Source organism: Sphingomonas sp. BK069, assembly GCF_014193405.1.
Classification (GTDB): domain Bacteria; phylum Pseudomonadota; class Alphaproteobacteria; order Sphingomonadales; family Sphingomonadaceae; genus Sphingomonas.
The window spans coordinates 293187-318710 of the sequence record NZ_JACHZH010000001.1 but is presented as its reverse complement, the minus strand read 5'-3'; the positions used below and the strand labels follow the sequence as shown (position 1 = coordinate 318710).

General features: G+C 69.5%; 27 protein-coding genes, 1 tRNA gene and 1 pseudogene. 19 read left to right on the top strand and 10 right to left on the bottom strand.

Features of this window, described 5'->3' with window-relative positions:
- Positions 1-399: 399 nt before the first annotated feature.
- The 4 genes and pseudogenes from FHY02_RS01560 to FHY02_RS01545 all read left to right on the top strand — a co-directional run bounded on the left by FHY02_RS01560 (position 400) and on the right by FHY02_RS01545 (position 2177).
- Positions 400-1092 carry a hypothetical protein gene (locus tag FHY02_RS01560; protein ID WP_183919848.1) on the top strand — a complete coding sequence of 231 codons (693 nt, stop codon included), beginning with the start codon at positions 400-402 and terminating at the stop codon, positions 1090-1092.
- Positions 1085-1144, top strand: a pseudogene (locus tag FHY02_RS23405) (hypothetical protein); the annotation flags it as partial. The gene FHY02_RS01560 and the pseudogene FHY02_RS23405, both read left to right, overlap by 8 nt.
- Positions 1145-1494: 350 nt before the next feature.
- Complete coding sequence (locus FHY02_RS01550; RefSeq protein ID WP_260172551.1) at positions 1495-1896, top strand: methyl-accepting chemotaxis protein; 402 nt, start codon at positions 1495-1497, stop codon at positions 1894-1896.
- A 17-nt stretch (positions 1897-1913) separates the two neighbouring features.
- Entirely contained in the window at positions 1914-2177 is a 264-nt protein-coding gene (locus FHY02_RS01545; protein ID WP_183919842.1) for a hypothetical protein, read from the top strand.
- 106 nt (positions 2178-2283) lie between these two features.
- Here FHY02_RS01545 and FHY02_RS01540 read toward each other — a convergent pair whose 3' ends face one another.
- From FHY02_RS01540 to FHY02_RS01525, 4 genes are all read right to left on the bottom strand, one after another.
- Positions 2284-2712 (bottom strand): biopolymer transporter ExbD, encoded by a 429-nt coding sequence (locus FHY02_RS01540; protein ID WP_183919840.1) that lies wholly within the window; start codon positions 2710-2712, stop codon positions 2284-2286.
- A gap of 24 nt (positions 2713-2736) precedes the next feature.
- Complete coding sequence (locus tag FHY02_RS01535) at positions 2737-3213, bottom strand: biopolymer transporter ExbD (protein ID WP_183919838.1); 477 nt, start codon at positions 3211-3213, stop codon at positions 2737-2739.
- Between the two features lie 116 nt (positions 3214-3329).
- Entirely contained in the window at positions 3330-4121 is a 792-nt protein-coding gene (locus FHY02_RS01530; RefSeq protein WP_183919836.1) for a MotA/TolQ/ExbB proton channel family protein, read from the bottom strand.
- A gap of 64 nt (positions 4122-4185) precedes the next feature.
- The gene (locus FHY02_RS01525; protein ID WP_183919834.1) at positions 4186-4854 is read right to left on the bottom strand and encodes an energy transducer TonB; all 669 of its coding nucleotides are present in this window, start codon (positions 4852-4854) and stop codon (positions 4186-4188) included.
- A 224-nt stretch (positions 4855-5078) separates the two neighbouring features.
- Between FHY02_RS01525 and FHY02_RS01520 the strand changes: the two genes are divergently transcribed.
- A complete protein-coding gene (locus FHY02_RS01520; RefSeq protein ID WP_183919832.1) occupies positions 5079-5984 on the top strand; it encodes a hypothetical protein in 906 nt (301 codons plus the stop codon).
- Here FHY02_RS01520 and FHY02_RS01515 read toward each other — a convergent pair.
- Positions 5959-6333: a dihydroneopterin aldolase gene (locus FHY02_RS01515; protein WP_183919830.1), complete on the bottom strand. Its 375-nt coding sequence runs from the start codon at positions 6331-6333 to the stop codon at positions 5959-5961. The genes FHY02_RS01520 and FHY02_RS01515 overlap by 26 nt on opposite strands.
- A gap of 197 nt (positions 6334-6530) precedes the next feature.
- Here FHY02_RS01515 and FHY02_RS01510 point away from each other — a divergent pair, with 197 nt between their 5' ends.
- Genes FHY02_RS01510 through FHY02_RS01495 form a run of 4 tightly spaced genes read left to right on the top strand, consistent with a single transcriptional unit; the run spans position 6531 to position 9407 of the window.
- Positions 6531-7037 (top strand): GNAT family N-acetyltransferase, encoded by a 507-nt coding sequence (locus FHY02_RS01510; protein WP_183919828.1) that lies wholly within the window; start codon positions 6531-6533, stop codon positions 7035-7037.
- 38 nt (positions 7038-7075) lie between these two features.
- Positions 7076-7639 carry a DUF1285 domain-containing protein gene (locus tag FHY02_RS01505; RefSeq protein ID WP_183919826.1) on the top strand — a complete coding sequence of 188 codons (564 nt, stop codon included), beginning with the start codon at positions 7076-7078 and terminating at the stop codon, positions 7637-7639.
- Positions 7636-8223 (top strand): CoA pyrophosphatase, encoded by a 588-nt coding sequence (locus FHY02_RS01500; protein WP_183919824.1) that lies wholly within the window; start codon positions 7636-7638, stop codon positions 8221-8223. Before FHY02_RS01505 ends, FHY02_RS01500 begins: the two co-directional genes overlap by 4 nt.
- Positions 8211-9407: a CCA tRNA nucleotidyltransferase gene (locus tag FHY02_RS01495; RefSeq protein ID WP_183919822.1), complete on the top strand. Its 1197-nt coding sequence runs from the start codon at positions 8211-8213 to the stop codon at positions 9405-9407. Before FHY02_RS01500 ends, FHY02_RS01495 begins: the two co-directional genes overlap by 13 nt.
- On the opposite strand, the gene FHY02_RS01490 is transcribed toward FHY02_RS01495, so the two are convergent.
- The 3 genes from FHY02_RS01490 to gcvA all read right to left on the bottom strand — a co-directional run bounded on the left by FHY02_RS01490 (position 9377) and on the right by gcvA (position 14431).
- Complete coding sequence (locus FHY02_RS01490) at positions 9377-11074, bottom strand: bifunctional diguanylate cyclase/phosphodiesterase (protein ID WP_183919820.1); 1698 nt, start codon at positions 11072-11074, stop codon at positions 9377-9379. The genes FHY02_RS01495 and FHY02_RS01490 overlap by 31 nt on opposite strands.
- Before the next feature lie 131 nt (positions 11075-11205).
- Positions 11206-13467, bottom strand: coding sequence for a DNA topoisomerase IV subunit A (parC, locus tag FHY02_RS01485; RefSeq protein ID WP_183919818.1), 2262 nt, complete (start codon positions 13465-13467; stop codon positions 11206-11208).
- 64 nt (positions 13468-13531) lie between these two features.
- On the bottom strand, positions 13532-14431 hold the full coding sequence (gcvA, locus tag FHY02_RS01480) for a transcriptional regulator GcvA (protein ID WP_183919817.1): 900 nt from the start codon (positions 14429-14431) through the stop codon (positions 13532-13534).
- 100 nt (positions 14432-14531) lie between these two features.
- Between gcvA and FHY02_RS01475 the strand changes: the two genes are divergently transcribed.
- The 6 genes from FHY02_RS01475 (at position 14532) to purQ (ending at position 18762) form a co-directional block, all read left to right on the top strand.
- Positions 14532-14690, top strand: a complete 159-nt coding sequence (locus tag FHY02_RS01475; RefSeq protein WP_183919815.1) for a hypothetical protein — start codon at positions 14532-14534, stop codon at positions 14688-14690.
- A 132-nt stretch (positions 14691-14822) separates the two neighbouring features.
- Entirely contained in the window at positions 14823-16025 is a 1203-nt protein-coding gene (locus tag FHY02_RS01470; protein ID WP_183919813.1) for an OpgC family protein, read from the top strand.
- On the top strand, positions 16022-16924 hold the full coding sequence (locus FHY02_RS01465) for an alpha/beta hydrolase (RefSeq protein WP_311731710.1): 903 nt from the start codon (positions 16022-16024) through the stop codon (positions 16922-16924). The genes FHY02_RS01470 and FHY02_RS01465 overlap by 4 nt, the downstream gene beginning before the upstream one ends.
- Positions 16925-17025: 101 nt before the next feature.
- On the top strand, positions 17026-17805 hold the full coding sequence (purC, locus tag FHY02_RS01460) for a phosphoribosylaminoimidazolesuccinocarboxamide synthase (protein WP_132907417.1): 780 nt from the start codon (positions 17026-17028) through the stop codon (positions 17803-17805).
- Between the two features lie 61 nt (positions 17806-17866).
- Positions 17867-18097, top strand: a complete 231-nt coding sequence (gene purS, locus FHY02_RS01455; RefSeq protein WP_183919811.1) for a phosphoribosylformylglycinamidine synthase subunit PurS — start codon at positions 17867-17869, stop codon at positions 18095-18097.
- Entirely contained in the window at positions 18094-18762 is a 669-nt protein-coding gene (purQ, locus tag FHY02_RS01450) for a phosphoribosylformylglycinamidine synthase subunit PurQ (protein WP_183919809.1), read from the top strand. The genes purS and purQ overlap by 4 nt, the downstream gene beginning before the upstream one ends.
- Positions 18763-18792: 30 nt before the next feature.
- Here purQ and FHY02_RS01445 read toward each other — a convergent pair whose 3' ends face one another.
- Entirely contained in the window at positions 18793-19539 is a 747-nt protein-coding gene (locus FHY02_RS01445; RefSeq protein WP_183921368.1) for a queuosine precursor transporter, read from the bottom strand.
- Positions 19540-19597: 58 nt separating this feature from the next.
- On the opposite strand from FHY02_RS01445, the gene FHY02_RS01440 reads away from it, so the two are divergent.
- The 4 genes from FHY02_RS01440 (at position 19598) to FHY02_RS01425 (ending at position 23300) form a co-directional block, all read left to right on the top strand.
- Positions 19598-19674, top strand: a tRNA-Arg gene (locus FHY02_RS01440).
- A 328-nt stretch (positions 19675-20002) separates the two neighbouring features.
- On the top strand, positions 20003-21433 hold the full coding sequence (locus FHY02_RS01435) for a methyl-accepting chemotaxis protein (RefSeq protein ID WP_183919807.1): 1431 nt from the start codon (positions 20003-20005) through the stop codon (positions 21431-21433).
- Between the two features lie 83 nt (positions 21434-21516).
- Positions 21517-22965 (top strand): globin-coupled sensor protein, encoded by a 1449-nt coding sequence (locus tag FHY02_RS01430; protein WP_183919804.1) that lies wholly within the window; start codon positions 21517-21519, stop codon positions 22963-22965.
- Between the two features lie 176 nt (positions 22966-23141).
- On the top strand, positions 23142-23300 hold the full coding sequence (locus FHY02_RS01425; RefSeq protein ID WP_183919803.1) for a hypothetical protein: 159 nt from the start codon (positions 23142-23144) through the stop codon (positions 23298-23300).
- A 371-nt stretch (positions 23301-23671) separates the two neighbouring features.
- Here the strand turns inward: FHY02_RS01425 and FHY02_RS01420 are convergent, their stop codons facing one another.
- Positions 23672-25510, bottom strand: coding sequence for a methyl-accepting chemotaxis protein (locus FHY02_RS01420; protein ID WP_183919801.1), 1839 nt, complete (start codon positions 25508-25510; stop codon positions 23672-23674).
- Between the last annotated feature and the right edge of the window lie 14 nt (positions 25511-25524).

The following is a 25524-nucleotide window of genomic DNA, read 5'->3' as shown; positions in this document are numbered from 1 at the left end:
TCTCCTATGTCCCCGGACAGTTGTCCCGGTTACGTTTTTGTGACAGCATCATGTCACTTTTCTGACAGCCATGCAACGGGATCTGCGCGGGGCGCCCGCCTCTTGTAATCACTGAAATGGGTAAGTGAGCGCGGTGCAAGCTGATCGACCCTCCGTGTCGCGAGTCCAGCTTAACCAAGTAACTAGAGAATGCCCGCCCTTCTTAATTATGTCACAGCCCGGACGCGATACTGAAAGGCAGGTCGCATTTTGATGGAAAATCGAAGTCATCGTTCCATAACGTCATTATCAACATGAGCTTCACAGCCATTTGCCCCAGATCGACCGGAAAGCTAGCGCGCGGAGAAAGAGACCAACCGAACGGACCCGCTCGTGACATTCTCATCCTCATCCACCGGCATGTCCCTTCCCGCAACATCACCGCACGACCGGCATCGAGACAATCTGCTGAAACGCAGCGTCACCGCCCGCCTGCTCACGCCACTCCTCGGCGCGTTGGCGCTGCTGTGGCTCTTGGCCGGCTTCACCTGGTGCGCCGCGCGACAGGTACACGACGTCAACGCTGTCGCCGCGACGACTCAGGACCGTGTGGTCCTTCTCAGTGAAATCCGGTCGCTCAGCCGCTCGCTCCAGCGCGACGCGCTCAACCTCGTCACCGAGGACGAACCGGCCGAGCTGCCGATCATCCTGCGAAAGTTCGCCTCACGATCGCGCACGATGCGGGCCGGCCTCCGGACTCTCCGACACGGCGCCGGCAACACGCTGCCGCCAGGCTATTTCGCCCTCTCCTACCGCGTGCTCGACGCACTTCAGGCGGTGGCGCGGCAGGCGCAGCGCGGCGATCGCCACGGCGCCCTCCGGCGCTTGCATCGCGAGGTTCGGCCCGCCGAGCGCGCTGCGTCCAGGGTCGCCGACGCCGAGATCGAGTCGCTCACCGCCCGCACCGGCACGCTGCGCACCGACGCGGAGGCGGTCGAGCTACGGGCCGGCCGCAGGCTGATCGCGGCAGTCTTGCTGCTCACCGGCTGTGGTTTGGTCGCCGGCCTGATCATCACGCGGCGCAGTGTTATCCTGGCGCTTGAGCATGTATGAGCTCGCTGCGGGGCACGCGCCGGTAACCGTGACAATGCTAGGCCGCTCCGACGAGATCGGCCAGATGGCGCAGTCGTTGGCCGACCTGCAGCGTCAGCTCGCGCTGGCGGAAGCGGCGAAGCGCGAACAGGCGCGCCAGATCGTCGAGCAGATCGGTCGTACACTCGCGTCACTCGCGCACGGCGATCTCAGCGCACGGGTGGATCAGGCCATGGCGGGCGAATTCGCCACGCTTGGCGGCGACCTCAACGTGGCGATGGGGGCGATTGGGGCCGCGCTGGCGACGGTACGCAGCAGCACCGCCGAGCTCGCCACCAGCGCGGACACGCTCCGCGCGGCGTCGGACGATTCTCGCGACGCACGGAGGGACAGGCCGCCTCGCTCGCCACCACCGCCGCAGCCATGCACGAGATCACCCAGACGGTGCAGGAGACCGCCGACATCGCGGGTGTGGCTAACACCATGGTCGCCGATGCACGCGTCGACGCCGAGCAGATGGGCAACACGGTGCGGCGCGCGACCGAAGCGATGATCGCGCTGGAGCAATCATCCGCCGAGATCGGCGAGATCATCAGCGTGATCGACGGCTTCGCGTTTCAGACCAGCCTGCTCGCGCTCAACGCCGGGATCGAGGCCGCACGCGCCGGCGACGCCGGGCTCGGCTTCGCAGTGGTGGCGAGCAAAGTGCGCGCCTTGGCGCAGCGATCCGCCGACGCGGCACATGACGTCAAGGCGCGGATCACCGCGTCGGTCCGCCAGGTCGATACCGGGGTCGGACTCGTCACCAAGCCGGCGACGCGCTAGCGCGGATCAAAGCGCGCGTGATCGAGGCCGCCGAGCTCGTCGCCGCTATCTCGCACGCCGCGCGCGAGCAGTCGATCGGTCTCCAGCAGGTCAATGATGCGGTCGCGCAGATGGATGGCACGACGCAGGACAATGTCGCGGTGGTTGAGGAGGCGACCGCGGCGGTGCGCCGGCTCGACGCGCTGGTACGGACGATGACCGAACAGATCGACCGCTTCTGCCTCGACGAGCCGACGCCGGCGCCGTCGCACGCGCTCACCGCGCTACGCCGCTCGGCGTGACCGTTGGTCCACTCCGCCCGCAGCGCAGGCGCTGACCGCGCCGCGATCAAACAGAAAGGGCGGCCCCGCGGGACCGCCCTGTCGCTTCACCGAACCGGAAACCGACTCAGAATTCCTTGTAGAATTGCTCGTTGCCGACGAAGCCCAGCTTCGTGATGTTCGAGCGCTTGATGTCGGCCAGCGTCTGGTCGACCACCGAATAGCGCGTCGCCGGATCGGGCTGGAACTGCAGCTCGGGCTCCGGGGTCATCGCCGCCGACTGGTCAAGATACTGGCGCAACACCGTCGAGTTCACCGGCGTGCCGTTCCAGGTGACGCTGCCCGCCGCGTCGATCGCGATCTTGTTCTTGACCGGGTCCACCGGGGGCTTGCGCTGGTTGGGATCATTGACCGGGAGGTCGACCTTCACCGCGTGCGTCGGAACCGGGAGGGTGATGATGAACATGATGAGGAGCACGAGCATGACGTCGATCAACGGCGTCGTGTTCATCTCCATCATCGGCTCGCCATCGTCGCGGCCTGCACTCATTGCCATGTCAGCTACTCCTGTCCCTCGGCCTCAGCCGGCCTCGCCGGTCTTCGGCTGCGAGATGAATCCGACCTTCGCGAAGCCGGCCATCTGCATGTTGTAGATCGTTCCGGCCACGCAGCGCCAGTCCGTGTTGACGTCGGCACGCACGTGCGCTTCCGGCAGCTCGAGGTCGGGATTGCCCGGCCCGCCCTGCCGATCGATCTCGGCCTTCAGCTTCGCGACGGCGCGATCGAGCAGCTCCTGGTGGGTCACCGGGGTAACGCCCCAATAGACCTTGCAGGCGCCGTCCGCCGCGGTGACCGACAGCGAGACGTTCTCTGGCTTGGTCGTGGTCGGATCGAACCGGACGTTGGGGAGCGTGATGCCCTTCACCGTCTGGATGGCAACCGGGACCGCGATCAGGAAGATGATGAGGAGCACCAGCATGACGTCCACGAGGGGCGTCGTGTTGATGTCCGACATCGGTTTTTCAGTAGCGGAGTCACCGCCAACGCTCATCGCCATGGATCAGGCTTTCCTATTCCTTCGTTCCGCCTCGCCCCGCTCCGTCGCGGAGCGGCAGAGCGGCGGCCGGTGATCGGCGGGGTCGCACCGAGGGGACCCCGCCTTATACCCTTGCCTTACGGGCGGGTCTGCACGCCACCGGCCTGGCCGGCGGTCGCGGTCGCCGTGGCCGGCTTCACCGGGGCCTTCGCCGGGGTGGTGCCGAGCGACGGGCGCACCGCGCCGTTCGATGCCAGGAAGCCGAGCACGTCGTTCGAGAAGGCCGACAGGTCCTCCGAGATCGACTTGTTGCGGCGCTGCAGCCAGTTGTACGCCAGCACCGCCGGCACGGCGACGACCAGGCCGAGCGCCGTCATGATGAGCGCCTCACCGACCGGACCCGCGACCTTGTCGATCGAGGGATCGCCCGACGCGCCGATCTTGATGAGCGCGCGATAGATGCCGACGACGGTCCCGAACAGACCGATGAACGGCGACGTCGCGCCCACGGTCGCCAGGAACGCCAGACCGCCGCCGAGCTTCGAGTTGATCGCGGCTTCCGAGCGCGCCAGCGAACCGTGCAGCCAGTCATGCGCCTCGATCGGATCGGTCAGCTTCGAGTGCTGCTCCTGCGCCGCCAGGCCATCATCGACCAGCTGCTTGTACGCCGAGTTCTTGTCGAGCTTGGCCGAACCCTCGCGCAGCGAGTTGCTGGTCCAGAAGTTGGAGCGCACGCGCTTCGCCTGGTTGATGATCTTCTGCTGCTCGAACAGCTTCGAGAACAGGATGTAGAACGACACCACCGACATGATCACCAGGATGGTGAACACCGACTGCGAGATGATGCCGCCTTCCTTGAGCGCCTGCTGCAGGCCGAACTGGTTCTCGGCTGCCGCGGCCCCACCCGCGGCGAGGATGTTGATGATCATTCTTCGTCTTCCTTAAGCCAAAATGTTGTCGGCAGACGCATCCGCGTCGCCACGTTCACGCGGATCAATTCTCCGGAAGCACCCAGCGCACCGGAAGGGTGTAGCTGGACGCGATCGGATTGCCGGCAGCATCTTGCGCGGGCGAGAAACGCACGCGCGACTTGGCAATGCGGCAGGTCGCCTGGTCGAGCGCCGAGGAGTTGCTCGACGTCGTCACCGAACAGTCGGTCACGCGGCCGTCCGTTCCCACGGTCAGCTTGGCGACGACACGCCCCTGCTCGCCGGCGCGGATGGCCGAGGGCGGGTAATTGTCGGCACCGAAGAACTGGCCCGGGTTACCTTTCAGACCGGCCGCCTTGCTGATCGGGTTCGGCGGCGCCGGTGGCGCGGGTGGCGCCGGCGGTGCGACGACCGGCGACGGCACATAGACCGGCGGCGGAGTCGGAACCGTCGCGACCGTCACGGGCGGCGGGTTCGGATTCTGCACGATCGGCGGCGGCGACACCACCGGCGGCGGCGTCATCGGCACGTCGGGCGGCGGGGGCGGCGGCTCGTCCGGCGGCGGGGGCGGTGGCTCCTCGACGTCGAACGTGTTCAGCTTCTCAACCTGCTTCTTGACGAAATTTGTCGCGAGGCCGGTAACGAAGGCATAGCCGAGAGCGATGTGAATCAGCGCGACGATCACCAGCGCGCCGATCTTCCCTCCGCTCATCTTCTGGTCAGAATAGGCCATTCAGCAACGAAACTCCCTCATCCTGCGGCCCTTGGGTGGCCGGAGCGGATCCGGCCTGGGTTGTTAACCGTTCCGTAGCATCCCTTGGGGCAGGCCACAGACCGTCGAGTCCTATCGCGCCCGTTTTGGGGACGCAAACGCTTTGTCGGGCGCAACAAACGTACAAACGAACGGCGACAGATTTATTTCTGTATCGTTCAGGCAGGTTCACGTACCCAGCAGCCATGATCCTACGCCAGATTCGATCCCCGAGGCGAGCCCCCTTCGCGCTGCTCGCGATCATGCTCGCTTTTTCCTCGATGGCACCGGCGTCGCTCGCCGCACAGGGAGCGCCGGCGCCCGCCACTGCACCCGCGGTGGACTATGCCTCGCTCGCCGATCTGGTGGTGCAGAGCCCGCTGATCATCGACGCGACGATTCGCTCCGCCGCCAAGATCAAGGGCGACGAGGCGGCCGGTCTCGCGCCGGGGCATACGCGCTTCTACGTCGAGGCCGACGTCGGCACGCTGGTACGCGGGACGAGTGCGATCCCGCAGCGGGTCGGCTGGGTGGTCGACGCTGCCCCGGATTGGCGGGGCCGCGCACCCAACCTGAAGAAGCGCCGCGTGCTCGCCTTCGCACGCCCGGTCGCGGGGCGGCCCGACCAGGTGCAGCTCGTCACGCCGGGAGCCCAGCGCGACTGGAGCCCGGCGACCGATTCGCTAGCGCGACAGATTGCCAAGGAGGCCAGCGCGCCCGACGCGCCGCCGATCATCACCGACATCCGCAGCGCCTTCCACGTGCCCGGCGCGCTGCCCGGCGAGGGCGAGACGCAGATCTTCCTCGTTACCGAGGACAATCGCCCCGCCGCGCTGTCGATCCTGCGGCGGCCCGGCGAGCAACCGCGCTGGTCGGTCGCGCTCACCGAGATCATCGACGATGCCGCGGCGGCGCCGGGCCGCGACACCTTGCTGTGGTATCGGCTCGCCTGCGCGTTGCCTCCGACGCTGCCCGAGCGCGCCACCGCCTCGCTCGAGCCGGACGATTCGGCCCAGGCGCAAGCCGATTATCGCTACGTGATCGAGCAGCTCGGGCCGTGCCGAAATGGGACGAACACGACCTCGATCAGCGGCGATGCCGCACGAGGGTGATGCCGATCGACTCGCCCGCCTCGGCGATGGCGAGTTTGACGATCTTGACCGTGACTCGGCGGACGCGTCGATCCTGTAGAAACAGCGTCTCGGCGATATGGTCCGCCACCGCCTCGATCAGGGTGAAGTGACCCGCCGTGGCGAGTGCGTCGGTCGCGGCGTGGCGCAGATCGAGGTAGTTCTTGGAGGCGCTCAGCGGCGTGTCGGGAGCATAGCGCGCCGGGGCATCGAGCAGCACGTTGAGCGAGATCCGCAGCGGCTGCGGCAGGTGAGTCTCTTCCGAGTAGATGCCGGTGAGCACCTGCACCACCAGGTCATGGACCTCCAGCTCCAGCGTGTCGTCGTCCATCTTCGGGCTCCCGCGCTCGGCCGCGCCGCGGCCGCTCATGCCAGCGGGCGCAGGTGGACGCGGTCGCTCTCCGAGTCCAGCGCGGCGCGGCGATGGCACGATCGTGGCGATTCGGGGGCGATCGCGGTTGCGTTCGGGCACGGTCCCGCTAAAGCGCGCGCGCCCCGCGTCCCCCGCCGGGTGCGAGGGAACATGCTGTGGCCGAGCTGGTGGCGATCGAGACGGTGACAGCGGCGGCGGTCGAGTCGCTGCTCGACCGCGCCTTCGGCCCCGATCGGCACGCCCGCACCGCCTATCGGCTGCGTGCCGGCACCGCACCGCTCTCGGAGCTGAGTTTCGCGGTCATCGAGGACAGGGCGCTGCTCGGCACGATCCAGTGCTGGCCGGTGCGCTTCCTCGGCGACGACGGCAGCGAGATACCGCTGGTGCTGGTCGGTCCCGTCGCCGTCGCTCCCGAGCGGCAGCAGGGCGGCCTCGGGCGGCGGCTGACCGCCGCCGCGCTCGCCGCCGCCGACTCGCGCGGGCTCGACCTCATGCTGATCGGGGACCCGGAATATTACGGCCGCTTCTTCGGCTTCAGCGCGGCGGCCACCGCCGACTGGCGGCTGCCGGGGCCGGTCGAGCGCCATCGGCTGCTCGCCCGCGGTGCCGGGGTGCCGCACGGCGCGGGCGAGATCGCGCCACGCGTCACCGCCGCCGCCTGAACCTTTACCGCCGGCTCCGCGCGCCCTAACTGGCGCGCATGCCGATGGCACCCCCGCCCGATTTCAGCTCCTTGTCCGTCGCCGATATCGCGCGTCTGGCCGAGAGCGACCAGCTGCCCCCGGTCGAGCGCTGGAACCCGACCCATTGCGGCGACAGCGAGATGCGCATCGCGCGCGACGGCACCTGGTACCATCAGGGCAGCCCGATCACGCGCGCCGCGATGGTGCGCGCCTTCAGCCGCATCCTGCGCCGCGAGCCCGACGGCGCTCACGTGCTGGTCACCCCCGTCGAGAAGCTCGACATCGCGGTGGAGGACGCGGCGTTCGTCGCGGTCGAGCTCAAGGCTGAGGGCGAGGGCCGCGGCTCGACCCTCGCCTTCCGGCTCAACACCGGCGACGTGGTCACCGCCTCGGCCGATCACCCGCTGCGCTTCGTCGAGCGCGACGACGGCCCTCGCCCCTATCTGCTGGTGCGCGGTGGGCTGGAGGCGCTGGTGGCGCGGCCGCTCTACTATGAGCTCGCCGAGCGCGCGCTCGCGGCGGACGACACGCCGCCGGGTGTGTGGAGCGCGGGCGCCTTCTTCGCGCTCCAGCCCCGATGACGCTGGCCGAGAAGCTCGCCGCTGCCCTGGTGTCGAACGAGGCGACCGCGCTGATCGCGGGCGACGACGGTGACCTCTCGGGCGTCGCCGCGCTGACCGAGGCGGCGGTGCTGGTCGCGGTGACCGACCGTGCGCGCCCTGGCGTGATCCTGACACAGCGGACCGAGACGTTGCGCCGTCACGCCGGCCAGGTCGCCTTCCCGGGCGGCCGGCTGGATCCCGGCGAGGATGCGGTCACCGCCGCGCTGCGCGAGGCCGAGGAGGAGATCGCGCTGCCGCGGGAAGCGGTAGAAGTGATCGGCGCGTCCGACCGCTATCGCACCGGCACCGGCTTCTGCGTCACGCCGGTGGTCGGGGTGGTACCACCCGATCTGCCGCTGGTGGCGAGCGAGGCCGAGGTAGCGGCGGTGTTCGAGGTGCCTCTCGACTTCCTGCTCGATGCCGCGAATCACAACGCGCGCACCGCCACCTTCCAGGGACGCGAGCGCGCCTACGTCGAGCTGTTATGGGGCGAGCGCCGCATCTGGGGCGCCACCGCGGGGATGATCGTCAACCTGTCGCGGCGGCTGCGATGGGCGGCGTGACGCTGCCGGACGCGCCGTGGCGCACCCGCCCGGGTCTCGCGGCGCTGGAGCGCGCGCTCGACGCCGCCGGCGGTCACGCGCGCTACGTCGGCGGGGCGGTGCGCGATACCTTGCTGGGGCTCGACGTCGCCGACATCGACCTCGCCACTCCCTTCGTACCGGGAGAGGTGGTGCGCCGGCTCGAGGGCGCCGGGATCCGCTCGGTGCCGACCGGGATCGCGCACGGCACGATCACCGCGGTCAGCGAGGGCTCGGTCGTCGAGGTGACGACGCTGCGGCGCGACGTCGCCACCGACGGGCGCCACGCGGTCGTCGCCTTCGCCAACGACTGGCGTGAGGACGCGGCGCGGCGCGACTTCACGATCAACGCGCTCTACGCCGACCCGGTCAGCGGCGCGGTCCACGACTATTTCGGTGGGCTCGACGACCTTGCCGCGCGGCGGGTCCGCTTCATCGGTGACCCGCATCGCCGGATCGCCGAGGATCATCTGCGCATCCTGCGCTTCTTCCGTTTCCACGCGCGCTTCGGCGATACGATCGACGCCGACGGACTCGCCGCCTGCGTCGCGCGCGCCAACGACCTGATGGCACTGAGCCGCGAGCGCGTCGCCGCCGAGCTGCTCAAGCTGCTCGTCGCTCCCGGCGCGGTCGCGGCGGTGCGGCTGATGCACGACAGCGGCATCTTCCGGCCGGTCCTGCCCGAGATCGACCGCGACGGCGTGGCGCGGCTCGGCGCCGTGGCCGAGCGCGAGCATGCCGCCGGGGTCGCGCCCGATCCGATCCGCCGCCTCGCCGCGCTGCTCCCGTCCGACGCCGCCGAGGGAGTGGGTGCGCGGCTGAAGCTCTCGAACGCCGACCGCAAGCGGCTGGTGCAGGCGAGCGCGGGTGCCGGTGACGAGGGTGCGCGCGCGCTCGGCTACCGCGTCGGCACCGCGAGCGCGCTCGACCGGCTGCTGCTCGCCGGGGCCGACCCCGCCCCGCTCCGCGACTGGACGCCCCCCACCCTGCCGATCGGCGGCGGCGCGTTGGTAGCACGCGGGCTGACGCGCGGGCCCGAGGTGGCGCACGTGCTCAGACGGGTCGAGGATCGTTGGGTCGCCGAGGGCTTCCCCGACGCCGCCCGCGCCGAGGCGATCGCCGACGGGGAAGTCGCTCAGGTGTTGCGCGCGACCAGGAAGGCATAGGCCGCCTCGGCGTCGAGCGGACGGGCATAGGCATAGCCCTGGCCGAAGGTGCAGCCGAGCGCGCCGAGCGTCTGCCCCAGCTCCACCGTCTCGATCCCCTCCGCCACCGTGTCCATCCCCAGCGCCTTGGACAGACCGAGGATCGCGCGCACGATGGCGAGCTGGTCCCGGTCGGTCAGCATGCCGGTGACGAAGCTGCGATCGATCTTCAGCAGGTCGATCGGCAGCGTGTGGAGCGACGCGAGGTTGGAGAAGCCGGTACCGAAATCGTCCATCGCGATCACGGTGCCGAGCTCCTTGAGCGCCATCAGCACGCCCGCGATCCGATCGGGATCGGCGATGATCGCGCTCTCGGTCAGCTCGAGCTTCAGCCGCCCACCGCCGAGCCCCGCCCCGCCGAGCGCGCGCTCGACCATGCCGGGGATCGAATCGCGCTGCAGCTGGATCGGCGAGACGTTGACCGCCACTGCCGCGCCGCACTCGCCGCCCCAGCGCCGGTCCCAGCCGGCGAGCGTCTGCATCGCGGTGTCGACGGCCCAGCGGCCCAGCGGGATGATCAGCCCCGATTCCTCGGCCACGGGGATGAAGCGCACCGGCGGCACGTTGGTGCCCTGTTCGTCGGTCCAGCGCGCCAACGCCTCGAATCCGCTGACCTTGCCCGAGGTGAGATCGAGGATGGGCTGATAGACGAGATGGAGCTGCTCGTTCTCGATCGCGCGACGCAGCGCGGTCTCCATCGCGAACTCCTCGCGCGCGCTGTCGAGCGCGCGGGTCTGGTAGGCCTCGGCGCTCTTCGTCGCCTTGGATCGTTTCATCGCCACCTGCGCGTGGCGGATCACGTCCTCGGCGTCGTCGGTGGCCGAGTCGCCGAAGGCAATGCCGATGGCGCAGGAGACGCGCAGCTCGAAGTCGCTCAGCCGGAACGGCGTGGCCAGTGCCTCGCGGATGCGGCGCGCGACATGGTCGGCCTCGTAATCGTCCTGGTCGATCGTGAGCAGCACGCCGAACTCGTCGCCACCGGTGCGCGCCAGCACGTCGCGGCTGCGCAGCGCGCCCTTGATCCGCCGCGCCACCGTGATCAGCAGCTCGTCGCCGGTGAGCGAGCCGAGGCAGGCGTTGAAGCGGCTGAATCGCGCCAGGTCGATCATCAGCACCGCCCAGCGCGCCGCGCCTTCCTCGATCATCGCCTCAAGCGAGTCGGTGAAGCCGCCGCGGTTAGGCAGACCAGTGAGACTGTCGGTCGCCATCTCGCGACGCAGCGTCTCCTCGGTGCGCACCTCGGCGGTCTGGTCGACGAAGGAGACCACCGCGGTGGGCTCGGGCCGATCAGGGATCAGCGCGAAGCTGAGGCGATAATGGCGCCGTTCCACCGTCTCGCCGGTCGACCAGTTGATCTCGGCCTGGTCATGGCCCGTCCGCAGGAACGAGGCGATCAGCGGGTCGATCGCGCGTTCCTGTTGCAGACCCGCGCGCACGAAGGCGGGGTTGCTGTTCTCATAATCGACTCGCCCGGCGCGCAGGCGCGCGATCACCAGCGGGATCGGCACGAGCTCGAGCGAGCCGTTCGCCGCGGACAGGCCCAAGCCGGGTGCAACCGCGGCGCGGTCGTGCACGGCGGGATTCGAGTCGGCCGATGCCGTCACCAGCAGGGGAGAGCGCGTTGCCATCACGATCTGTCCTAGATCGCAACGGTTAAGGCCGGCTTACGGAAAGCAAGTTGGGCCGTATCGGTTGTATTTAGCTGTCATCCGTCAACGTGCCGGGATGGGACGCTTCGCCGACCCGCCGAGGGCGGAGGTCAGAAGCGATTGTCGCGCGGAAAGCCGTTGGGCGGCATCCGGCCGGCCGCGCCGCGCGCGGTCCGCCACGCCGACAGGTCGGGCTCGGTGCGCACGCGCCCGCTGCCCCCGCCCATCGCCCAGCTCAGGCCCTCGGCGAACACCAGGGTGCGCGCGTCGGCGAGCCCACCCTCGCGGTAGCGCTGCAGCTGAACCCCCTGCCCGCGCGTCATCTCGGGCAGGTCGACCATCGGGAACAGCGCGAGCTTGCGATTGTCGCCGATCACCGCGACGAAGTCGTCCCCCGGCGCCACGGGACGGACCACGATGAGCCGGGCCCCAGGCTTGGGAGTCATCACCGTCTTGCCCTTGCGGGTCTCGGCGATCACCTCGGCGCTCGGCACGAGGAAGCCGCGCCCGTCGCTCGCCGCCACCAGCAGCCGCTCGGCCGCGCCGGCACGCAGCAGCGCCACGATCGGCACGCTGCCGTCGAGGTCGATCGAGGCGCGCACCGGCTCGCCGAAGCCGCGGCCGCCGGGCAATTTATCCGCCGCCAGCGTGAAGAAGCGCCCGTTGCCCGCGGCCAGCAGCAGCTTGTCGGTGGTGTGCGCGTGGAAGGCGAAGGCGGGGCCGTCGCCTTCCTTGAACTTCATCGTCTCGGGTGCGGAGAGGTCGACATGTCCCTTCATCGCGCGGATCCAGCCGCGCTCTGACAGGATGACCGAGATCGGTTCGCGCTCGATCATCGCCTCCAGCGGGATCTCGCGCGCGGCGGCCTGTTCCTCGATCGTGGTGCGGCGCGCGCCGAGCTTGGTCTCGCTGCCGTAGCGGTCGCGTACCTTGGCGAAGTCGCGCTTGAGCCGGGTCCGCTGGCGCGCCTCCGAGCCGAGCAGCTGGGTGAGCGTGTCCTGCTCCTTGGTCAGCGCGTCGCGCTCGCGGCGCAGCTCCATCTCCTCCAGCCGGCGCAGCGAGCGCAGCCGCATGTTGAGGATCGCCTCGGCCTGGCGATCGGTGAGCGCGAACTCGGCCATCATCACCGCCTTGGGCTCGTCCTCGGTGCGAATGATCTCGATGACGCGGTCGAGGTTGAGGAAGGCGATGATATAGCCGCCGAGCAGCTCGAGCCGGTCGGCGATCTTGCCGAGCCGGTGCTCCGTACGCCGGCGCAGCACCACGAATTGATGCTCGACCCAGGCTGCCAGCGCCTCGCGCAGCGACATCACGCGCGGCGTGCGGTCCTTGTCGAGCACGTTGAGGTTGAGCGGGATGCGCGTCTCCAGGTCGGAGAGGCGGAACAGCCCGTCCATCAGCACCTGCGGATCGACGGTGCGGCTGCGCGGCTCGAGCACCAGCCGGATCTCGGCGTCGCTCTCGTCGCGCACGTCGGCGAGGATCGGCAGCTTGCGGTCGTTGATCAGCGCGGCGATCTGCTCGATCAGCTTGCCCTTCTGCACGCCGTACGGGATCTCGCTGACGACGATCGTCCAGCCGCCGCCCTTCTCGCGCTCGACCGCCCAGCGTGCGCGCACGCGGAACGCACCGCGTCCGGTGGCATAGGCCTCGGCGATGATCGCGGGCGCGTCGACGAGCAGGCCGCCGGTGGGAAAGTCGGGGCCACTGACATGCTGCAGGATCGCGGCATCGTCGGCATCCGGCTTGTCGACCAGCAGGATGGCGGCCTCGAGCAGCTCGGCGGCGTTGTGCGGCGGCACGCTGGTCGCCATGCCGACCGCGATCCCGGCCGCGCCGTTGGCGAGCAGATTGGGGAAGGCGCCGGGGAAGAGCTCGGGCTCCTGCTCCTCGCCGTTGTAGGTCGGGCGGAACTCGGCGGCGTCCTCGTCGAGCCCGTCCATCAGGTCGATCGCGACCTGGGTCAGCCGCGCCTCGGTGTAGCGATAGGCCGCGGCGTTATCGCCGTCGATGTTGCCGAAATTGCCCTGGCCGTCGACCAGCGGATAGCGCAGCGCGAAATCCTGCGCGAGCCGCACCATCGCGTCATAGACCGACTGGTCGCCGTGCGGATGGTACTTGCCGATCACGTCGCCGACGACGCGCGCGCACTTCTTGTAGCCGGCCGCGGGATCGAGCCGCAGCAGCCGCATCGCCCACAGCAACCGGCGGTGGACCGGCTTGAGCCCGTCGCGCACGTCGGGCAGCGAGCGCGCGGTGATCGTCGAGAGCGCGTAGACGAGGTATCGTTCGGACAGCGCGCTGTCGAAAGGCGCGTCGAGCACGCCGACGGGCGGGTTGTCGGGGGGAAGAGCGGTCGCGTCGGTCGCCATGGCTCAGGCTGCTAGCAGCGCACGCCCCTGTTCCACAACCGTTCCGCGGCCGTGGCGGGTCGGCTCAGCCGCCAGCGGCGGCACGGTCGCGGTCCAGCGCCTCGATCAGCCACTCGCGGAACCGCCGGATCTTGAGCACTTTCGCGCGCGCCTCCGGGTAGACCAGCCAATAGGCCTCCCCCATCGACGAGAGCTGCGCGAAGGGTCGCACCAACCGCCCGGCGACGAGGTCGTTGTGCCAGAAGAAGGGCGTCAGCATCGCCACCCCCTGCCCAGCGATCGCGGCGTGCCCCTCATGCGCCTGCGAGTCGAGTCGCATGCCGGTCCGCCGCGCCTGGACCACGTCGAGCCCGGCCTCGCGCAGCCACTGCGCCCACCACGGATCCTGCGCGCTGATCAGCGGCAGCTGGAGCAGGTCGACGGGATCGAGCCGCCCGCCCTGCTCGGCGAGGAAGCCGGGCGAGCACATCGGCGTGAAGTCGAGCGGCAGCAGTTCGTGCTGCGCCAGCCCCGGCCAGCCGCCCGGCCCGGAGCGGATCGCGACGTCCACCTCATCGGCCGCGAAGTCGGCGAGCGCGTTGCTGGTCCACAGCCGCACCGCGGTCGACGGATGCGCGAGGTGGAAGCCGCCGAGCCGCCACGCCAGCCAGGTGTTGGCGAAGGTGTTGGTGACCGAGACGGTCAGCACCGCCTCGTCCTCGGCGCGCAGCCCGGCGAAGGCGGCGTCGATCGAATCGAACGCCGCGGCGAGCTGCGCGCCGGCACGACGCCCCGCCTCGGTGAGCGTGACGCGGCGGCGCTCGCGGCGGAACAGGGGCACCCCGAGTCGCTGCTCGAGCAGCCGGATCTGATAGCTCACGGCTGCCTGGGTCATCCCCAGCTCGCCCGCGGCGGCGGTGAAATTCTCGTGACGCGCCGCGGCCTCGAACACGCGGACGGCGGCGAGCGGCGGGAGCTCGCGCATGTTTGTAGCATAAGCGTCACTTATCAACGCGGGCCAGCTCTTTGTTGGCATGCTGCACCTGCGAAGTGTATACGAGAGGCTCCAGCGATGGAGGACGGTCATGAACATGGATTTCGAGAGCGAAGCCTTTGCCCGCCATCACGAGACGCTGTCCGGCGGTGTCCATACGTTCGTCGAATCACTGATCGCGGGGATCGCTGCCTTGCAGCGCCGACGCTTCGCCGCGCCCTGGCGAGCGGCCCCGAAGCGCGCGCGCTGAGCGATCACCGCCGCGCTTTCCGGGACGAGCGGAGGCGCGGCGGGATCGATCGGCGCGGATCGTGCGCTACACGCGGGTGCGCCGGTGCGCCTCGGGCCGCCGCGCACCCACGCCGCGCACGGGAGCCGCTGTTTGCCACGTTACGGATTGATCGACGGCCTGCGCGGTTTCTTCCTCGTCTTCATGCTGATCAACCATCTCGTCTTCCAGGGCGAGCTGTGGTTGCAGCGGATCAATCACAATCAATTCGCCTATGTCGAGGACGCACAGGGCTTCGTCTTCCTGTCCGGGCTGATGATCGGGCTGGTGTATGGCCGCAAGATGCTCAAGCTCGGCGCGCCCGCGGCGAGCCGGCTGGTCTGGGCGCGTGCCTTCGAGCTGTATCGCTACGCCATGGGGATCGTTATCGCGGTGCTGCTCGCGCGGCTGGTGCTGCCCGACGCGGCGCGGCTGTGGGGCAATTGGCTTGGCCATACCAGCCTCACCGGCGAGCCGTTGCGGCTGTTCGCGATCGCCACTTTCGTGTTCCAACCGACGGTGATGGACATCCTACCGCAATATGTCCTCTACATGCTGGTGGCACCGCCGATCCTGAAATTGTGCCTCGATGGGCGGGTCGCGCTGGTGGCGACCGTCTCGGGATTGCTGTGGCTGGCCGGGCAGCTCGGCTTCCAGCACGCGCTGACGGATCCGCTCGGCCGGTGGTTCACCGCCTCGGACGGTCAGGGGCTGCGCGCCGGCTTCAACCTGCTTGGCTGGCAGATCGTGTTCTTCTCCGGGATGATCGCGGGCGCACTGACCGCCTCGGGCCGGATCGAGTGGCACCGGCTGTTCCGCCCGGACGCCAGCGGCGTCGCCAAGATCGCGCTGGCGGTGTGCCTGTTCTTCCTGCCGATTCGGCTGCTCACCGCCCGCGGCATCCTGTCCGACACGGTGATCAAGCGGATTGAGCTGCTCGAGGTGCGCGCCGACTTCAGCCTGGTCTATCTCATCAATTTCGCCGCGGTAGCGATCGGGCTGGCGTGGCTGACGATCGCCGGCCCGCAGCACGCGCGTGCCTGGGTGCGGCAAGTCGCCGGAGTCGTGCGCGGGCTGTTCTCGATGCCCTTCCTGCGGCTGCTCGGCCGGCACTCGCTCTACGTCTATGTGTGGCACGTCGCGATCGTCTACGGCGTGTACTACGTCGACCAGCGCTACGGCCCCTTCCCGGTCTGGGCGCGGACGCTCTGCGCGGTGGCGGGCGTGGCGCTGCTGACCTTGCCCGCGCTGTGGCGCGAGCGTGGCAAGCGCCCCGCCCCCGCGCCGACCCGCACCCCGAGCGAGGCCTCGTCGTGACGCGCGTGGGGCTTGCCGCCGCGCTGCTGCTCGCGTCATGCTCCGCGCCGATGACCGCCCCGATCGCGCCGCACCGACCGCTCACCTGGGCCGACCTGACCGGGCGCTCGCGCCCGTCGCCCGACCGGACGCTCTCCTATGGCGAAGACGCGATGCAGAAGGTGGACGTGTGGCTGCCCAGCGGCGGCGCGCGGCCGTATCGCACCGTGCTGATGGTCCACGGCGGCTGCTGGCAGACCGGGATCGCCGACCGGCGCCTGATGGACTGGGTCGCCGACGACCTGCGCCGCGCCGGCTATGCGGTGTGGAACATCGACTATCGCGGCGTCGATCGCGCCGGCGGCGGCTATCCCGGCACGTTCGCCGACGCCGCCTCGGCGGCCGACCTGCTGCGTGCCGAAGAACCGGCGCTCGGGCTCGACCTGCGCCGCATCGTCGCGGTCGGTCATTCCGCCGGCGGCCATCTCGCGCTGTGGCTGGCGGGACGAACCCGCCTTCCCGCGAACAGCCCGCTGCGCCGCGCGGCCCCGCTGCCGATCGCGCATGTCATCAGCCTCGGCGGCCTGCCCGACCTGGAGGCGACCGCCGCCAGCCCCGACAATGGCTGCGGCACCGAGGTGATCGCGCGGTTGGTCGGCAGTGGCCGCGGCGATCCTTTTGCCGACACGTCGGTGCCGCGGCTGCTGCCGCTCGGTGTAGCGCAGGACCTCGTCAATGGCCGCGAGGATCGTATCATCCCCTATCGCCTCGCCACCGACTATGTCGCCCGCGCCGAGGCAGCGGGAGACGACGTCACGCTCCACACCGTACCCGCGACGGGTCATGTCGAACTGGTCGCGCCTGACACCCCCGCCTGGGCCGAGACCAAGCGACTGCTCGCGCGCGCCTTCGCCCGCTAAGGCGATTTGCAGCCACCCCGCCCTTCCCCTATAGGCCGCATGATTCCCGCCCCGGCCGCGCGACCTGCTCCGCCGGGGCGCTCCTTTTCCGAGGGTGAGCGATGGCACGGCGGCGGCAGATCTACGAGGGCAAGGCGAAGATCCTCTACGAGGGTCCCGAGCCCGGCACGCTGATCCAATATTTCAAGGACGACGCCACCGCCTTCAACGCCCAGAAAAAGGGCACGATCAACGGCAAGGGCGTGCTCAACAACCGCATCAGCGAGCATATCTTCACGCTGCTCGACCATATCGGCGTGCCGACCCACTTCATCCGCCGCCTCAACATGCGCGAGCAGCTGATCCGCCAGGTCGAGATCGTCCCGATCGAGGTCGTGGTGCGCAACGTCGCCGCGGGTTCGCTGTCGAAGCGGCTCGGGATCGAGGAAGGCGTCAAGCTGCCCCGCACGATCCTCGAATATTATTACAAGGACGACGCGCTCGGCGACCCGATGATCTCGGACGAGCATATCGCGGCGTTCGGCTGGGCCAGCCAGGACGAGATGCACGACATCGCCGACTTGGCGATCCGGGTGAACGACTTCCTCAGCGGCCTGTTCGCCGGGGTCGGCATCCGGCTGGTCGACTTCAAGCTCGAGTTCGGCCGCATCTGGGACAATGACTATAGCCGCATCATCCTCGCGGACGAGATCAGCCCCGACGGCTGCCGGCTGTGGGACATGGAGTCGAACGAGAAGCTCGACAAGGATCGCTTCCGTCGCGATCTGGGCGGCGAGGTCGAGGCGTATCAGGAGGTCGCGCGCCGGCTCGGCCTATTTCCCGAGGGCGGCGAGACCGCGGTGCTCGACATGGAGAGCCATCGCAAGCGCCGCGGCAAGTGATCGTGGCCGCGCCGCGGTGGGAGGTTGCCCCGCACGGCGCGGCGCGGCATAGCGCGCAGCCATGAAACTGCGCATCTATGTCACGCTCAAGCCCGGCGTGCTCGACCCTCAGGGCAAAGCGATCGAGCACGCGCTCGCGGGTCTCGGCTTCCAGGGCGTCGCCGGCGCGCGCGTCGGCAAGCTGATCGAGCTCGACGTCGCCGAGGGCACGTCCGACGCCGACGTCGATTCGATGTGCCGCCAGCTGCTCGCCAACACGGTTATCGAGAACTACCGGATCGAGCGCGCGTGAAGACCGCGGTCATCGTCTTCCCGGGATCGAACTGCGATCGCGACATCGCGGTCGCGCTCGAGCGGGTGACCGGGCGCGTGCCGGTGATGGTGTGGCATCGCGACACCGAGCTGCCCGAGGGCGTCGGGCTGGTCGCGGTGCCCGGCGGCTTCTCCTACGGCGATTATCTGCGCTCGGGCGCGATGGCGGCGCGGTCGCCGATCATGCGGGCGGTGGCGAGCGGCGCCCAGCGCGGCCTGCCCGTGCTGGGCGTGTGCAACGGCTTCCAGGTGCTGACCGAGGCGGGGCTGCTGCCGGGCGCGCTGATGCGCAACGCCGGGCTCAACTTCGTCTGCCGCGACGTCGGCCTGACGGTCGACAACGCGCAGAGCGCCTTCACCAGCCGCTATGCCGCGGGCGAGCGGGTCGTCTTCCCAGTGGCGCATCATGACGGCAACTACGTCGCCGACGCGGACACGCTCGACCGGCTCGAGGGCGAGGGCCGGGTCGCCTTTCGCTACGCCGAGCCGGTCAACGGCAGCGCGCGCGACATCGCGGGCGTGCTGAGCGCGCAGGGCAACGTGCTCGGCCTGATGCCGCACCCGGAGCGTCGGGTCGAGCCGGCGCATGGCGGTGATGACGGGCGCCGGTTGTTCGAGGGACTGCTGGAGACGGTGGGCGCCTGAGCGGCCTCGCTCGGTGAAGCGTCCCCCGGCTCACAGCCGCGCGCGGAATGGCGTGAAGTTCGTGTCGCGATCATACACGTCGACGCCCTCGACCCGCTTGAGCCAGCCGACCACTAGATAGGTCAGCGGCGTCAGGGCCGCCTCCCAGCCGGTCTTGAGCGCCCATTGCGTGAACAGCACGACCACCGCCAGGTGCGGCGTCCAGCCCGGCGCGCCGAGGAAAGCGAGCGGGTAGAAGATCAGGCTGTCCACCCCCTGCCCCGCGATGGTCGAGCCGATCGTGCGCATCCAGAGGTGGCGCCCCTCGGTCATCACCTTCATCCGCGCGAGCACGTAGGAATTGACGAACTCGCCCGCCCAGAAGGCGCACATGCTCGCGAAGACGATCCGCGGCACCTGGCCGAACACCGCCTCATAGGCGGCCTGGTTGCCCCAGTCGGGCGCGGGCGGCAGCGCCACCACCACCCAGGCCATCGCCGCCATGAAGACGGTGGCCGCGAAGCCGACCCAGATCACGCGTCGCGCGTGCGCATAGCCGTACACCTCGGTGAGCACGTCGCCGATGATATAGCTGACCGGGAAGAACAGGATCCCCGCGCCGAACGGCCAGTCGCCGATCCCGGGCAGCGCCACCCGCGCGACCTTGCCCGCGCCGAGCACGTTCGACAGCAGCAGGATCGCGACGAACGCCGCCATCACCAGGTCATAGTAGCGGAAATGCGCCGCGACGACGCGCGCGGCGTCGGTCGGCGGCGGGGTATGCGGGGGCTCGGCCATGCGCGCGATCATGCCGGCCATTCCTTTCGGCTTCAATCCGCGCTAGGCGCATCGGCGGGCGCCCGTAGCTCAGCTGGATAGAGCAAGGAGCTTCTACCTCCTTGGTCGGGGGTTCAAGTCCCTCCGGGCGCGCCACCTCTCGGTTTCTTGATCAACCTTAGTGAGTTGTCGTCGTTACCTGCAGATTCACTAATCTGGACACTTGCCAGCTTCAGCCTGGATCAAGACTTACCTGAGTTCCTACGCATTTCCTGAAAAACCGCCGAGAACCCGGTCGACGCGGTCACTTTGGGTCAGCTCGGACCATCTATCCTTATTCTGGCACATCGCCTTCTTCTTGCTCGTCGCGCCTGCGTTCTATGCAGCAGAACATTTACCTAAGTTTAGTTGATTCGGTATACCGGCAGCTTGGAGAAGGTGGTCCGCCACGCGGTCCGACCCGGGAAGGTGGGAAGGAAGCCCTATGATTCATTGGTTCAAGGCGCAGGCGCCGATCCGGACGAAATTCACCGCGCTGCTGCTCGCCTTCGGCGCGCTGGCCGCCGTCCCCGTGGCAACCACGGCGTGGGCGACGGCGGACGCGCGCCTGCTCGGTGTCGCGGGCGGCGCCTGGGCCGCGATCGTGTTCGTGACGCTGGTCGCGCGCAAACTGATCTGTGATCCGTACGTCGACACGGTCGTGCGCATGGAGGGACTCGCCAAGGGCGACTTCACGACGCCGATCCGCTACACCGATCACGGCGACTGTGTCGGCCGCATGACCAAGGCGATGGACGTGTTCCGCCGCAATGGCGTCGCGCTGGAGGAATCCTCGGCGGCGCAACGGGTCGTCGTCACTTCGCTCGGCACGGGGCTCGAGCGGCTCGCCGCGAACGATCTGACCTATCGTATCGAGACCGCCTTCTACGCCGACTACGATCGTCTGCGCCTCGACTACAATCGCGCGATGGAGGCGATGTCGGACGTTCTCGGCGCGGTGACCGCGGCCAGCCAGGGCATCGACAATGGCGCGGCGGACATTCGCAGCGCGTCGGACGAGCTCTCGCAGCGGACCGAGCAGCAGGCCGCCAGCCTGGAAGAGACCGCCGCGGCGATGGAGCAGATCACCTCCACCGTGCGCGAGACCGCCGATGGCGCCGATCGCGCGCACCGTGCCGTCACCGGCGCCCGCGAGGAGGCCGAGCATTCCGGCGGCGTCGTCCGTCGCGCGGTCGAGGCGATGGGGGGGATCGAGCGCGCCTCCAACGAAATCAGCGAGATCATCAGCGTCATCGACGGCATCGCCTTCCAGACCAATCTGCTGGCGCTCAACGCGGGCGTCGAGGCGGCGCGCGCGGGCGACGCGGGCAAGGGCTTCGCGGTGGTGGCAAGCGAGGTGCGCGCGCTGGCACAGCGCTCGGCCGACGCCGCCCGCGACGTCAAGGCCAAGATCACCGCCTCGACCGAGCAGGTCGACGCGGGAGTCGGCCTCGTCAGCGAGACCGGCAGCGCGCTGGAGCGGATCATCGCCCGGATCGCCGAGATCAGCACGCTGGTGGCGACGATCGCCAATTCGGCCAAGCACCAGGCCACCGGGCTGCAGCAGATCAACACGGCGGTCAGCGAGATGGATGGGGTGACACAGCAGAATGCCGCCATGGTCGAGGAGGCTACTGCGGCGGCGCGTAGCCTGGCCGACGAAGCCACCCAGCTGGCGGCGCAGGTGGCACGCTTTCGCCTGACCAAGAGCCGACCCGCGACCGCGATCGTTCCCGCGGCCTCGCCGGTCCACGAGCTGCAGTCGCGCGCGGCCAGCGCCGGCCGCGAGATCGCGCGCGGCGCGCGCCAGCGCAGCGTGACCGGCACCAACGGTACCGCGCTCGCGGTGGCGCAGGACGATTGGTCGGAATTCTGATCCGACGTCAGTCGAACACTGTACTCAAACGATCGTTAACCTGAAATCGATAGGAATGGACAGCAGACTTCCACGGGGGCCCGATGTCCGTTCCTATCTTCTCCGACAAGCTCGCGCGTTTCGGCTTCACGCGCGCCCACTATCGCCTCTTCCCCGCGATCCGGCGCGCGATCGACGCGCACGCCCCCGCCGCCTTGGATCAGCTGTACGACAGGATCCGCGCCGAGCCGGCCGCCGCCGCGATGTTCGGCTCGCAGGCCATGATGGACCACGCCCGCGCCAAGCAGCTGGAGCATTGGCAGGCGCTGTTCGGCGGCGAGCCCGATACGCATTATGAGGCGCGCGCCACGCAGATCGGCCATGTCCACGCGCGGATCGGCCTCTCGCCGACCTGGTACATCAGCAGCTACGCCCGCGTGCTCGATCACCTGCTGCCACGGTTGCTGCGCTGGTCACCGCTGCGCCCGTTGGCACGGCGCCGCGCCGCCGCGGCGCTGCTGGTGCGCACCGCCTTGCTCGACATGGACGTCGCACTCGCCGCCTATTTCCAGGCCGAGCAGGCCGCGCGCAAGGACGTGACCGACAAGCTCGGCCGCGCGCTCGACTCGCTGGCGCGCGGCGATTTCGCCACCCCGCTGGCCGCGCTCCCCGGCGACTATCAGGCACTCGCGAGCGACTTCGAGGCGATGCGGCGGCGCGTCTGCGCCACGCTGGCGGAGGTGACCGGCGCGGCGGGTCGCATCGCCATCGGTTCGGGTGAGATCAATCTCGCGTCGGACGACCTGTCGCGCCGCACCGAGCAGCAGGCGGCCAGCCTTGAGGAGACCGCCGCGGCGATGGAGCAGATCACTGCCACCGTGCGCGAGACCGCGAGCGGCGCGACCCGCGCCAACACGGTGGTACGCGACACGCGCGCCGAGGCCGAGCAGTCGGGCGACGTGGTGCGCCGCGCGGTCGAGGCGATGGGCGGGATCGAGCGCGCCTCGCACGAGATCAGCGACATCATCAGCGTGATCGACGGAATCGCCTTCCAGACCAACCTGCTCGCCCTCAACGCGGGCGTCGAGGCGGCGCGCGCGGGCGACGCGGGCAAGGGCTTCGCCGTGGTCGCTTCCGAGGTCCGCGCGCTCGCACAGCGCTCGGCGGACGCGGCGCGCGACGTCAAGACCAAGATCACCGCCTCCACCGATCAGGTCGACGCCGGTGTCGGGCTCGTCAGCGAGACCGGTCAGGCGCTCGAGCGAATCATCGCGCGGATCGCCGAGATCAGCGCGTTGGTCGGCGCGATCGCGACCTCGGCCGACCATCAGGCGACCGGGTTGCAACAGGTCAACACGGCCGTCGCCGAGATGGACGGTGTGACCCAGCAGAACGCCGCGATGGTCGAGCAGGCGACCGCCGCCGCGCGCGGGCTGGCGGAGGAGGCCGAAGCACTGACCCGTCGCGTCTCCACCTTCCGGCTGGACGAGGGCGCCCCTGCCGCCGTCGAACGGCAGCCGCAGCCCGCGACGACCCAGCGCCGCGCGGCCTGACCGCGGGTCGGCGTCGCGCCGGCAGGCGCGGTCGCGGTGCCGCTCGGCCACCCCGGCGTGTCGGTCACGGGACGATGATCGCGTTGAGGTGACGTGCGAGCGTCGGGTGGCGCAGCGGCGGTCGATAGCGATGGTCGAAGCCGACTCTCACCATCCACCTGGTTCGACCACCGGCGGTGCGCTTCGCCACGGCGATCCATCACCTCGCCGGCACGGTTGGCCGGCAGCATCGCGCATGCGAGCGCGAGCCGCAGGGTGACGCCGCCAACGCCGACGCGATCGTGGTCGCCGCGAGTGCGCCAATCGTCACGTTTCACAGATGTTGGCGCCGCTGACCGACAAGACGTCGGCACGCGGAAATCACCGCACCGTCCGCCCCGCGTTCGATCCTGACGGAGTGACAATCCGGCGAGCGCGACCAGTGACGATCTGCCTCAGCCCGCTCGTCACCATCATCGAGCGAGCGGCGTCCCGTCTCCGAGCATTCGTGCGTGCGCCCGACCAGGGACGGTCCCGCGCTTCGAAAGAACCATTCAGCGAAGGGTTATCGGCAGCTTGGCTTGCCGGACGGGGACGCACTGACGCGCGAGCCGCGTGCGGCTCCTCACATGCCGCGGCGCACAGCTTCGCATCGCGCTCGCGTGCGGCGGACACCGCGGCGCACCAACCGAGACGGCGCTCGCGCGTCGGGCTGAGGCGATCGCGCTCAGAAGGACGACCAATCGTCCTCCTTGGACACCGGCCCACCCTTGGCCACCAGGCGGATCGGACCGCGTGCCGGCCGCGCCACCGCGACCGGACGCGACCCGCGCACCGGTGCGGTCGCCGTCCGCGCGACTCGCGTCGCCTCCGGCGCGGTCGCCTGCTCGATCGTGAAGATCGCGACCGCGCCTGCCAACTGCTCGGCCTCGTGCGCGAGCATCTGCGACGCCGCGGTCGATTCCTCTACCATGGCGGCATTCTGCTGGGTCACCGAGTCCATCTCGCCGATCGCGATATTGACGTGGCCGAGGCTCTGCGCCTGGTCGTCCGCCGAGCGCGCGATCGTTCCCATGATCGTGCTGACGCTGACCACACGCTCAATGATCCGATCGAGCGCCTTGCCGGTGGCGTCGACCAGTTCGACACCCGACTGGACGTGCTCGATTGCCGAGAGGATGCGCGACTTCACGTCCGAGGCGGCGTCGGCGGATCGCTGTGCCAGCGCGCGAACCTCGGACGCGACGACCGCGAAACCCCGGCCCGCGTCGCCCGCGCGCGCCGCCTCGACTCCCGCGTTGAGCGCCAGCAGATTGGTCTGGAAGGCGATGCCGTCAATCACGCTGATGATGTCGGCGATCTCGCGGCTGGCCTGATCGATCCCGTTCATCGCCTGCACCGACCGGCGCACCACCGCCCCACCCTGCTCCGCCTCGCTGCGCGCCTCGGCCATCGCGCTGTTCGCGTTGGCGGCGTTGGTCGCACCCGTGCGCACGGTCGCGGTGATCTCGTCCATCGCCGCGGCAGTCTCGCGCAGGCTGGCGGCCTGCTGCTCGCTCCGCCCGGAGAGCGCACGCGCCGCCTGGCTGATCTCGTCGGCGTTGCGCTTGATCGTGTGGACGCTGCCGCGCACGTTCTTGGTAAGGTCGGACAGCTTGCCGACCGCGTCGTTGAAGTCGTGCGCGATCTGCTCGAACGAGCGCGGCACGTCCGTGAGCCGCGCGGTCAGGTCGGCGTCGGCGAGCCGGCGCAGACCGTCCCCGATCGCGGTCATCGCCTGCTCCCGCTCGGTGTCAGCGGTCAGCTTGGCACGCGCCGCGTCGCGGAAGACGATCACGGCACGCGCCATGTCACCCAGCTCATCGCGCCGATCGGCCGGCACGCTGATGTCGAGTTTGCCGTTCGCCAGATCGGCCATCCGTCTGGTCAGCGAACTGATCGGGCGCGCGATGCTGCGGCTGAGCATCACTGCCAGCACCACCGCCACCGCGATCAACACCAGTCCGCCGATCACCAGCGCGACCGTCGCGCGGGCGAGCGCGTTCGCCTGCCGCGCGGCGTTGCGCTGCATCGCCTCGGTTTCGCGATCTCGCACGTCGCGCAGCGGCAGGATCGCGGCGCTGGTGAGTACCGCCTTGCCGGCGTCGCGCACCACCTGTTCGGCCGCCTCGCGCTGCCCGGCCTTGACCATCGCGACCAGCCGGTCGCTCCAGTCACGCCGCCATTTCATCGCCTCGCCGCGCCCGGTCTCGAACAGGCGGTGCTCGGTCGGATCGGTCAGGAGCGTGTCGAGCTCCGCCGCGGCGCGGTCATATTCCGTGCGCGCCTCGTCGTAGGATTTCAGATAGCTCTTGTCGCCGGTGACGAGATAGCCGCGCAGCTGGCTGTTCTCGCGCAACAGCGAGGTCTCGAGCGTCAGCGCCTTGGCGTAGATCGTCTGCGCGCGATTATTGTCCTCGGTCGCGTCGCGGATCATCCAGACGTTGGCGAAGAACACCGCGAGCATCACCGCCGCGGTGCCGATGATGACGAAGAACGACATCGCCAGCTTGCGGGGGATGCTCATTCCCCTGATCATCA